9 protein-coding genes are annotated in these 9218 nt (G+C 62.7%); 4 read left to right on the top strand and 5 right to left on the bottom strand.

Going from position 1 to position 9218, the window contains the following annotated elements; all coding sequences use genetic code 11:
* Positions 1–196 (top strand): hypothetical protein (locus MHM84_RS09475; protein WP_239265257.1); only part of this gene is annotated, 196 nt, incomplete at its 5' end.
* A gap of 33 nt (positions 197–229) precedes the next feature.
* On the opposite strand, the gene MHM84_RS09470 is transcribed toward MHM84_RS09475, so the two are convergent.
* The 3 genes from MHM84_RS09470 to MHM84_RS09460 are packed head-to-tail and all read right to left on the bottom strand — an operon-like array spanning position 230 to position 3098.
* Positions 230–883: a lactate utilization protein C gene (locus MHM84_RS09470; protein ID WP_239265255.1), complete on the bottom strand. Its 654-nt coding sequence runs from the start codon at positions 881–883 to the stop codon at positions 230–232.
* On the bottom strand, positions 880–2331 hold the full coding sequence (locus MHM84_RS09465; RefSeq protein WP_239265253.1) for a LutB/LldF family L-lactate oxidation iron-sulfur protein: 1452 nt from the start codon (positions 2329–2331) through the stop codon (positions 880–882). The genes MHM84_RS09470 and MHM84_RS09465 overlap by 4 nt, the downstream gene beginning before the upstream one ends.
* The gene (locus MHM84_RS09460; RefSeq protein WP_239265251.1) at positions 2328–3098 is read right to left on the bottom strand and encodes a (Fe-S)-binding protein; all 771 of its coding nucleotides are present in this window, start codon (positions 3096–3098) and stop codon (positions 2328–2330) included. Before MHM84_RS09460 ends, MHM84_RS09465 begins: the two co-directional genes overlap by 4 nt.
* A 385-nt stretch (positions 3099–3483) precedes the next feature.
* Here MHM84_RS09460 and MHM84_RS09455 point away from each other — a divergent pair, with 385 nt between their 5' ends.
* Genes MHM84_RS09455 through MHM84_RS09445 form a run of 3 tightly spaced genes read left to right on the top strand, consistent with a single transcriptional unit; the run spans position 3484 to position 7947 of the window.
* Positions 3484–4269, top strand: a complete 786-nt coding sequence (locus tag MHM84_RS09455; RefSeq protein WP_239265249.1) for a GntR family transcriptional regulator — start codon at positions 3484–3486, stop codon at positions 4267–4269.
* 8 nt (positions 4270–4277) lie between these two features.
* The gene (locus MHM84_RS09450; protein ID WP_239265247.1) at positions 4278–6572 is read left to right on the top strand and encodes an ATP-binding protein; all 2295 of its coding nucleotides are present in this window, start codon (positions 4278–4280) and stop codon (positions 6570–6572) included.
* A complete protein-coding gene (locus MHM84_RS09445; RefSeq protein WP_239265245.1) occupies positions 6565–7947 on the top strand; it encodes a sigma-54 dependent transcriptional regulator in 1383 nt (460 codons plus the stop codon). The genes MHM84_RS09450 and MHM84_RS09445 overlap by 8 nt, the downstream gene beginning before the upstream one ends.
* Here MHM84_RS09445 and MHM84_RS09440 read toward each other — a convergent pair.
* Both MHM84_RS09440 and MHM84_RS09435 read right to left on the bottom strand, forming a co-directional pair.
* Positions 7923–8594 carry a metal-dependent hydrolase gene (locus MHM84_RS09440; protein WP_239265242.1) on the bottom strand — a complete coding sequence of 224 codons (672 nt, stop codon included), beginning with the start codon at positions 8592–8594 and terminating at the stop codon, positions 7923–7925. The two genes, MHM84_RS09445 and MHM84_RS09440, sit on opposite strands and share 25 nt — an antisense overlap.
* A 79-nt stretch (positions 8595–8673) precedes the next feature.
* Complete coding sequence (locus MHM84_RS09435) at positions 8674–9216, bottom strand: gamma carbonic anhydrase family protein (protein ID WP_239265240.1); 543 nt, start codon at positions 9214–9216, stop codon at positions 8674–8676.
* Positions 9217–9218: the final 2 nt, after the last annotated feature.

The following is a 9218-nucleotide window of genomic DNA, read 5'->3' as shown; positions in this document are numbered from 1 at the left end:
GGCTTCCATCCTGTCGGGCGAACCCCGAATCCGTGGCGGTGCATTCTACCGAATGCGGCGTATCTGTCAACTGCTCTTTCTCAGCGAACCGAGAAAAACCCCAACAGAAACAGCGCCTTGCGCCACCTTCACCGCCAACAACGTGTGCCCGTCGTCAGCAGCGGATGCGTACTTTACGGATCTCGCCCCTCCCTGACAAGCCTTTTCTGCGACTTTTTTATCTTGCCGTTCAGTGACGCATCAGCACGACCAATTCACGCGGCCCATGCACGCCATACGCCAGCGTCTGTTCGATATCGGCGGTCTTGCTCGGCCCCGAGATCAACAGGGCGTTGGTCGGCATCTGGCCGGCCCAACCATGGCGCTCGACCACATCGAAGAAAGTGTCCTCGATGGTCTCTACGTCGAGTACGGCTATATGTAGTGGCGGCACCAGGCTCAGACGACGCGGCTCGTCCGGTGTAGGCCATAGCCATAGACTGCCGGTTTCGGCGATACCGCCGCGGGTCGATGTCAGCCCGGCGTCCAGCGTTTCGAATTGCTCACGCGACCACGTTTCGATATCGCGGTCGGCATCGACAAGCTCGATTGCTGTCCCTTGCAGCCCAGAACGCGCCTCGCGAGCTACGCCATGCTCACGCCCCAGGCCCAGTCGCTTTACGCCCTTGGCCTGTAGCGTCTCACGCAGCGCGGCGACCCACTCGTCTTTGGAGGCATGAATCACTTCACCATGCACGGAGCTGATCCTGGCCTCGAAACGTTGCAGACGCTCTTCCTGCGACCACCCTCGCCCGGTCACAACGGAAAAATCGGTGTCGGGCACCGGCAGGACTCCATCGGTCCGCTCACGCAACCGTCGCAAGATAGTCTCACGCGCGCTCATTGCTCATCCTCCCGGCCCACTTTGCGACGATGCTGCTTCACCAACGCATGCAATGACGTGCCGGCCGGCTTGGGGGCCTCACGACAGTCGGTCCACGTCCCCAGGCGCGAAGGAGACAAGGTGCGGAACTTGCCGGCTACCCCAGTCCCTGCCCGCCAGGCGCCGGGGTGCGTTGCCAGCCACTGCCAGCCTTTCCAGGCCAGCGCTTCCTTGCGGTCGCGCTTGGCACCAGCGCCTTCCACATTGCCGCGGCCTTCGCCAACGGCTTCCTTGCGTAGACGCACCAGCAGGTCGGGAATGGGTATCTTGACCGGACAGACTTCGCCGCAGGCACCGCACAGGCTGGAGGCACTGGGCAGATCCTTGGTCGCTTCGAGCCCCATCAGATGCGGCATGAGGATGCTGCCGATCGGCCCGGGATAGGTCGTGCCATAAGTATGCCCGCCGACGCGGGTATAGACCGGGCAATGATTCATGCACGCCCCACAGCGAATGCAGCGCAGCGTGTCAAGCAATTCATTGTCCTGGTAGATACTGGAACGACCGTTGTCGACCAGCACCAGATGGACTTCTTCAGGGCCGTCGCGCTCGCCGGGCTTGCGCGGCCCCGAGATCATGTTGAAGTAAGTCGTGACATGCTGCCCCGTCGCCGAGCGGGTCAGCAGCGCATAGAGAGGCGGCACATCGCGCAGGTGTTCGACCACCTTCTCTATCCCGGTCACGGCAATATGTACCGGCGGCACCGTCGTGGTCATGCGTCCGTTGCCTTCATTCTCGACCAGGCAGAGCGTACCGGTTTCGGCCACGGCGAAGTTGACGCCGGAAATCCCTACATCGGCGGCCATGAAACGCTCGCGCAACTGCGCCCGCGCAGCCGCAGTAAGATAGTCGACATCGGTGGTGCGTTCGGTCCCCGTCCGATCATGCATGACATCGGAAATCTCCTCGGTATTGAGGTGAATCGCCGGCATGATGATGTGCGAGGGTGTCTGCTCGTTGAGCTGCACCAGGTATTCGCCGAGATCCGATTCCAGCGCCTCGATGCCCGCAGCTTGCAGATGGTCGTTGAGGTGCATTTCCTCGGACACCATCGACTTGCCCTTGATGACATGCCGGGCGCCGCGCGCCTCGCACAGATCACGAATGATCCGGCACGCCTGCTCGCCATCCTCGGCCCAATGAACGCGAATGCCGTTGGCTTGGCAATTGGTCTCAAGCTGTTCGAGAAGGTCCGGCAACTTGGCCAGCGCACGCAATCGGATGTTGGCGCCCAGCTCGCGAAGGGTCTCGAGGTCCCAGTCGCCGAAAGCCTCACGGCGCTTGCTCATCAGGCCGTCCATCGCGCGCCGGAAGTTGCTGCGAATCTGCGGATTGCCCAGCGCATCATGTGCCTGGCGATGAAATGCCTGCGGTGTATAGATCTGGGGAGAGTCGCTCTGAAAGCTCATGACGTACGCCTCCAGAGATAGCTGGCAATATGCTCGCCACCAACCTGCCCGTCCTGGCCATTCTGCCGCTTACGCTCCAGGCGGCCACCGATATTCATCAGACAGCCGCAATCCGAGGTCACGAAGTGCTCCGCGCCGGCAGCCTCGATGGCCTGAGTCTTGTCTTCGACCATAGCGGCGGAGACTTCGGGGTGTCGTACCGCGAACGTACCACCGAAGCCACAGCACTCGCTCGCTCGCGCCTGCTCTACCAGGGAGACGTTGCCCAATTGATTCAACAGTGCCGGCCCGGTGTCCGCCAGCCCCATTTCACGGCGTGCGCTGCATGAGGTGTGCATCGCCACCCGCTGTGGTTGCCCCTTGTCTTCCAGGCGCACATGGCAGACATGCACGAGGAACTCGGTGAGTTCGAAAATTCGCCCCGCCACGTCTTCGGCCTGACTCGCCCGATGGGAACCGGCAAACAGTTGCGGATAATGGGTACGCATCATGCCGCCGCACGATCCCGAGGGCACGATGATCGGCCAGGGTTCGGGAAACAGGTCGAGCTGCGCCTCGGCCACGGCACGCGCCTCGTCGTGATAGCCCGAGGTGTACGCCGGCTGGCCGCAGCAGGTCTGATCGTCGGGAAATACGACCTCGATCCCCTCGCGCTCGAGCAGGCGAATCCCGTCGAGCCCCGCCTGGGGATAAAACATGTCGATCAGACAGGTGCCGAAAAAGTACACCTTGTCCGGCTTGGGTGGGTACAGCTTGAGTGGCGTCATATCGGATCTCCTCGAACCGGCGACAGGGGCTGCCAGCCGGGCGCGCGGCATTCTAAGGATTGTGATCGCCGCGGTAAATTGGTTTTACCAATTTACCCAAAGTCTTGAAGCACCTTAGAGGCAGACATTGCCACTCGTCAAACGCAAACACTCGGCTCATCGAGAAAATCGACATGAACTTTGGTCTATACATTCATTTGTGGCGCAGTAAGCGCTTATTACGTCAGGAAAACCCTACGCCCGGCGAATTCGGCAGACTCGGAAAAAGAGGTTACTATTGGTAATACCAATTTGGCGTTAGCGGCCCTGACGCGACTTTGTCACAATCGGTGAGCGGCAGGTATTCCCCACCGTTCCATTTCCTCTAGTATCACGAGAACAGCGCATGGTCTATCAGCCGGTTCGCCAGCCGCGCATTGCCGATGTCATCACCGAGCGCCTCGAGGCCATGATCCTCGAAGGCAGTTTGTCTCCAGGGCAGCGCCTGCCCCCGGAACGCGAGCTGGCCGAGCGCTTCGGCGTATCGCGCCCGTCGTTGCGCGAGGCTATCCAGAAGCTCTCGGCACGGGGCCTGCTGACCAGCCGTCAAGGGGGCGGTACGTTCGTCAGCGAGGAGCTCAAGAGCGGCTATAGCGACCCGCTGCTGGAATTGCTCTCGCGCCATGGCGAGTTCCATCTCGACCTGCTCGAGTTCCGCGATGCTCTCGAGGGGATTTCCGCCTACTATGCCGCGTTGCGCTCGACACCGGCGGACAAGGAACTGCTGATCCGACGCTACGAGGAACTCGCTGCATCCTATGCCGAACCCTCCCTGCAGGACGACCCGCACCGCGAAGCCAAGGCCGACGCCGCCTTTCACTTGGCAATCGCCGAGGCCGGGCACAACGTGCTTCTGCTGCACACGATTCGCGGCATTTTCCACTTGCTCGAGAAGAGTATCGTCTCCAGTCTGGCACACCTCTTCGAGCGCCCCGGGGCGCGCGAGCAGCTGATGACCCAGCATCGTGCGCTGCTGGATGCCATCATCGAAGGCCGTGCCGAAGATGCCCGCTCACGCGCTCATGAACATCTGGTCTTCGTCGAAGAAGGCCTGCTCGAGCAGGAACGCGCCGAGACCCGAACACAGCGCGCCTTGCGCCGTGCCCAGGCGCTACCCGAGCGCCCTGAGTAGGGGGGGCCATGCAAGCGACTCGCCTTCCCCGCCTGTGGCGCCATCTGCTCCTGCTACTGATTCCGCTGGGCTTACTGCTGAGCGCCTGGCAGGCAGCCCTGTTGGCTCGCGAGGAGGCGCTGGAGTCGCTACATAAAGAAGCCACTAGCGAACTGCGACTCGCTGCAGCCGGGATTTCCTCGTATCTCTCCCGCCATGATTACCTGCCGCGCCTGCTAGCCAGCCGCGAAACGCTCAAGCGTGCACTGGCCAACCCCGACGACCCGGTAGCGGTCATGAACCTCAACCGCATCTTCGATGAGTTTCGGGCCATCACCGATGTATCGGACATTTATCTACTCGACCGAAGCGGTACTACCCTGGCGGCCAGTAACTGGCACCTGCCGCATAGTTTCGTGGGCCAGAACTACAGCTTCCGGCCGTACTTCCAGCTCGCCATGCAAGGCCAAATGGGGCGCTTCTACGGCCTGGGCACGCAATCCGGCGAGCGCGGCTACTATTTCTCCGCCCCGGTTCAGCTCGATGCCAGCAGTCGGCGTGCCGAAGGCGTTGTGGTCGTCAAGGTGCTAGTCGCTCCACTGGAAGGCAACTGGAGCAGCCAAAATGGCGAACTGCTGGTCAGTGACGAAAACGGCGTCATTTTCATGGCCAGCCAGCCCGACCTGCGCTTGGCCAGCCTGACTCCGCTGGACAGCGCCGTCCAACGCCGGCTCCAGCAGACACGTCGCTACGACGGGGTTCCTCTGGATACGGTCTCGCTCGCCACCTTCGACCTGCGTGCCGATGGATCCCGTCTCGTCCGGTTCGAGCGGGGTCCACTGCACGAAATGGCCTACCTTGCGCTGTCTCGCGAACTACCCTCGCTAGGATGGACAGTGCATATGCTCAAGCCGCTGACCTCCCTGGAGAGTGCCCAGTGGCAGGCCGGCATGCTCGCTGCCGGCCTGTATGGCGTAGTGGTGCTGGGCGGTGGCATCGGCTGGCAGCGCTGGCGTCTGCGGCGCGAACGTGAACTGTTCGCGGAGCGCGAACGTCAGACGCTGGCGGAGGGGCAGGCCCGGGTCCGTGGCATCATCGACCGCACCCGGGCCGGCCTGCTGGTCCTCGACGAGCAAGCGTCACTGGCCTACCTCAACCCTACCGCTCAAGCGATCTTCAGCCACACGCCTGCCAACGTGGAAGGACGCCACCTGACCGAGCTGCTGACCCCCGCCGATGCCCGGCGCGTCCTGGCCCTGCGCCAGCCCCACCCCTCCTCAGCCGTCGAAGTACTGGCGGTACGCCCCGGTGGCGATCTCGTTCCGCTCGAGTTGACCATCAGTCCGTTGGTCAGTCCGCATGGCGAACGCTGGCTGGCGACGGTCTTCGACCTTAGCGAGCGCAAGATCCAGGAGCAGGCCCTCGCCCGGGCTCGCGACCAACTGGAGCAACGCGTCGAGGAGCGAACCCGCGATCTGCTCGACTCCAACCGCCGATTGTCGGCCGAAATCGACGAACGTCGCCGCGCCGAGGCCGAATTGCGCCAAGCCCAGGACGAGCTGATCCAAGCCGCCAAGCTTGCCGTACTGGGCCAGATGGCCGCCGGCATCAATCACGAACTCAACCAGCCATTGGCGGCCATCCGTGCCTATGCTGAAAACGCCCGCGTCTTTCTCGACCGAGGTCGCAGCGAGGCCGCTAACGGCAACCTCGCCCAGATCGTTGAGCTGACGGCCCGCATGGCAGAGATCAGTGCGCAACTGAAGCAGTTTTCGCGCAAGAGCGGCGACAGTCTGACTGCCGTATCGGCCCAGGCTAGCTTCGGTTATGCGCTGCGCCTATACCGCTCACGTCTGACCGAGGCTCGTGTCGAGGTGATTCAGGACTGGCCGGTGGAGGATGTCTGGGTACATGCCGACCTGGTACGTCTGGAGCAGGTGCTCGTCAACCTGATAGGCAATGCCCTGCAGGCCATGAGCGAGACGCCGGCGCCACGTCTCGAGCTGTCTATCGTCGAGGAAAATGGCTGGGTACGGCTCGGCGTCCGCGATCACGGGCCCGGCATCGCCGCGTCGCATCTCGGTCGGGTCTTCGAGCCTTTCTTCACCACCAAGGCCACCGGCAAGGGATTGGGGCTCGGCCTGTCCATCTCGGCGCGCATCGTCGATGACCTCGGTGGACGCCTCGAGGCGAGCAATGCCGCCGATGGCGGTGCACGGTTCAGCGTGACACTACGCGCCAGTGGAGCGGCCAATCCCCCTACCGCAGCCCGCCTATCCCAAACCGGTGCGTTATCACTATGCAAGGAGAATCGCCATGCATGAACCGGCTGCCCCACCGGTATTGATCGTCGATGACGAAGAGCACCTGCGCATCACCGCCAGCCAGACCCTGGAACTGGCCGGGTACCGTCCGGAGGCATTGAGCAGTGCCGAGGCGGCTCTCGATGCCCTGAGTCCCGATTATCCGGGCGTGCTGATTACCGATATTCGCATGCCGGGCATGGACGGCATGGCCCTGCTGCGCGAAGTCCACCGCCGCGACCCCGATCTGCCGGTGATTCTGATCACCGGACACGGCGATATTTCCACCGCCGTCGAGGCGATGCGCGAGGGAGCCTGGGATTTCCTCGAGAAACCGTTTGCCGGAGAGCAGTTGGCCGACGTGGTGCGCCGCGCCACCGAGAAGCGCCAGTTGAGCCTGGAAAACCGGCACCTGAAGGCCGAACTCGATGCCCAGCGCGCCGCACCGGGACCGCGTATCGTCGGCCGCACCTCAGCGATACAGCACCTAAGCGCCATGCTTCAGAGGATCAGTCAGGTAGACGCCGATGTATTGCTGTTCGGCGAAACCGGCGTGGGCAAGGACTTGGTCGCACGTTCGCTGCACGAGCGCAGCCCGCGCAGCGGCCGGCCGTTCGTGGCCATCAATTGCGGCGCCGTCCCCGAGAGCATCATCGAATCGGAGCTGTTCGGTCATGAGAAGGGAGCCTTCACCGGGGCCGTGGAGCGCCGCATCGGCAAGTTCGAGCATGCCAACGGTGGCAGTGTATTTCTCGATGAAATCGAGTCGATGCCGCTGGCACTGCAGGTCAAGCTGCTGCGTGTATTGCAGGAACGCAGCGTAGAGCGGCTGGGCGCCAATGAACCGATCCCCCTCGATATTCGCATCATCGCCGCCACCAAGACCGACCTCAAGGCGGCCGCCGAGCATGGCACGTTCCGCGAAGACCTCTATTACCGGCTCAACGTGGTGACGCTGCCGATCCCGCCGCTGCGCGAACGGCGCGAGGACATCCCGCTGTTGTTCCAGCACTTCGCCGTGGTCGCCGCCAACCGCAGCGGGCTCGAAGCGCCGCCACTCAATGCCGCCGACATATCGGTGCTGATGGCCCACGACTGGCCCGGCAACGTGCGCGAACTGCGCAATCTTGCCGAGCGCTTCGTGCTCCTCGGCGCTGCCTACGATTACCGCCTCGACCAGCTGCTCGAGGGCGCCGATATCGGCACCAACGACATGGCCCTACCCCAACAGGTGGAGCTGTTCGAAAGAAGCTTGATCAGCCAGTCGCTGGCCAACCATCACGGGCGCATCACGACCGTCTGCGAGCATCTCGGCCTGCCGCGCAAGACGCTCTACGACAAGCTACGCAAGTACGGTCTCAAGGCCGAGGACTATCGCCACAATCGCGAGCCCTGAGCCAGCAGGTCGACCAGCACCTGCCAGGGCGGCAACCAGGGGGCCAGTCCGGCAGCCATCATCAGCATGATCACCGAGTTGCCCGGCTCGCGATAATCGAACAGCTTGAATGCCGTGCCAAAGGAGCGCTTCAGCCGCGAGCCGACCAGATCGACGCTATACATCTCGTCGAGCAGCAGGTGAATCAACGTACCTATCACTAGCGCCAACCCATGTGCCCAGGCCATCCAGGCATTCTGCTGCAAGAGCTGGTAACTCACGGCAGTAGTGACCAGCCCACACAACATCGCGGCGAGTAACGAATGCCAGATGCCGCGATGTACGGTGAAACGCTTGAACACCGAACCGAAGGCATAGCGCACCCCCACGTAGAGGCCGCCGCAGGCGACGACCAGCGCCCCCGGGCTCAAGCGATTCTGCAGCAGCAGGGCGCCGCCAACCACGGCGAGTACGGCGAACAGCGTGAAGATCAGCCGGATGGAACGGGAATGATCGGAATCGATATCGGGCAGGATACCGCCGAAGGCGGTCAGCGCCGCCAACGGCCCGGCATCGGCCGCCGACCAAAGGGCAGCATGCCAGCCACTGACGGCAAGCAGCGCGCCACCCGCCACGGCGACGCTGAGATGTGTATGAAAATTGGCCATGCTGCGCTCGCGGTTACTGTATGCAAATCCAGATTATCGCGCAGCATCGCCTCAGAAAACAAACGCTTGAAGTGAGGAATCACCTATCCTGGCCGTCAGCCAGGTATTGATCCTTGAGCTTGACGTAGTTGCCTGCCGTATAAGTGAAGAAGGCACGCTCGCTGTCCTTGAGCGCGCGCAGTGGCTTGGCCGGATTGCCGGCATAGACATGACCGCTTTCCAGCGTCTTGCCCGGCGTGACCACAGCGCCAGCGGCAATGATGACTTCGTCCTCGACCACCACGCCATCCATCACCGTCGCGCCCATGCCGACCAATACCCGGTTGCCGATGGTACAGCCGTGCAGCAGGGCCTTGTGACCGATGGTCACGTCATCGCCGATGGTCAACGGATGGCCGCCGGGATTGAAGTCGCTGGCGTGGGTAATATGCAGCACGCTGCCATCCTGAACGCTTACCCGTGCGCCGATGCGAATCCGGTGCATGTCGCCGCGGATGACTGCCATCGGCCACACCGAACAATCGTCGCCGAGCACCACGTCGCCCAGCACCACGCTGAGCGGATCGACGAAAACCCGCTCGCCCAACCGTGGCGTCAATCCCTGAAAGGTTCGGATCGTCATGC

Origin of the sequence: Halomonas sp. McH1-25 (assembly GCF_022348165.1) — a bacterium.
In the GTDB taxonomy this organism is placed as follows: Bacteria; Pseudomonadota; Gammaproteobacteria; order Pseudomonadales; family Halomonadaceae; genus Modicisalibacter.
This window is presented reverse-complemented; position numbering and strand designations above follow the sequence as displayed.

Bases quoted from the DNA above. Each gene is read 5' to 3' on its own strand.
- MHM84_RS09470 (WP_239265255.1), bottom strand. From the start codon at position 883: ATGAGCGCGCGTGAGACTATCTTGCGACGGTTGCGTGAGCGGACCGAT.
- MHM84_RS09460 (WP_239265251.1), bottom strand. From the start codon at position 3,098: ATGACGCCACTCAAGCTGTACCCACCCAAGCCGGACAAGGTGTACTTT.
- MHM84_RS09440 (WP_239265242.1), bottom strand. From the start codon at position 8,594: ATGGCCAATTTTCATACACATCTCAGCGTCGCCGTGGCGGGTGGCGCG.
- MHM84_RS09450 (WP_239265247.1), top strand. From the start codon at position 4,278: ATGCAAGCGACTCGCCTTCCCCGCCTGTGGCGCCATCTGCTCCTGCTA.
- MHM84_RS09455 (WP_239265249.1), top strand. From the start codon at position 3,484: ATGGTCTATCAGCCGGTTCGCCAGCCGCGCATTGCCGATGTCATCACC.
- MHM84_RS09435 (WP_239265240.1), bottom strand. From the start codon at position 9,216: ATGACGATCCGAACCTTTCAGGGATTGACGCCACGGTTGGGCGAGCGG.
- MHM84_RS09465 (WP_239265253.1), bottom strand. From the start codon at position 2,331: ATGAGCTTTCAGAGCGACTCTCCCCAGATCTATACACCGCAGGCATTT.
- MHM84_RS09445 (WP_239265245.1), top strand. From the start codon at position 6,565: ATGCATGAACCGGCTGCCCCACCGGTATTGATCGTCGATGACGAAGAG.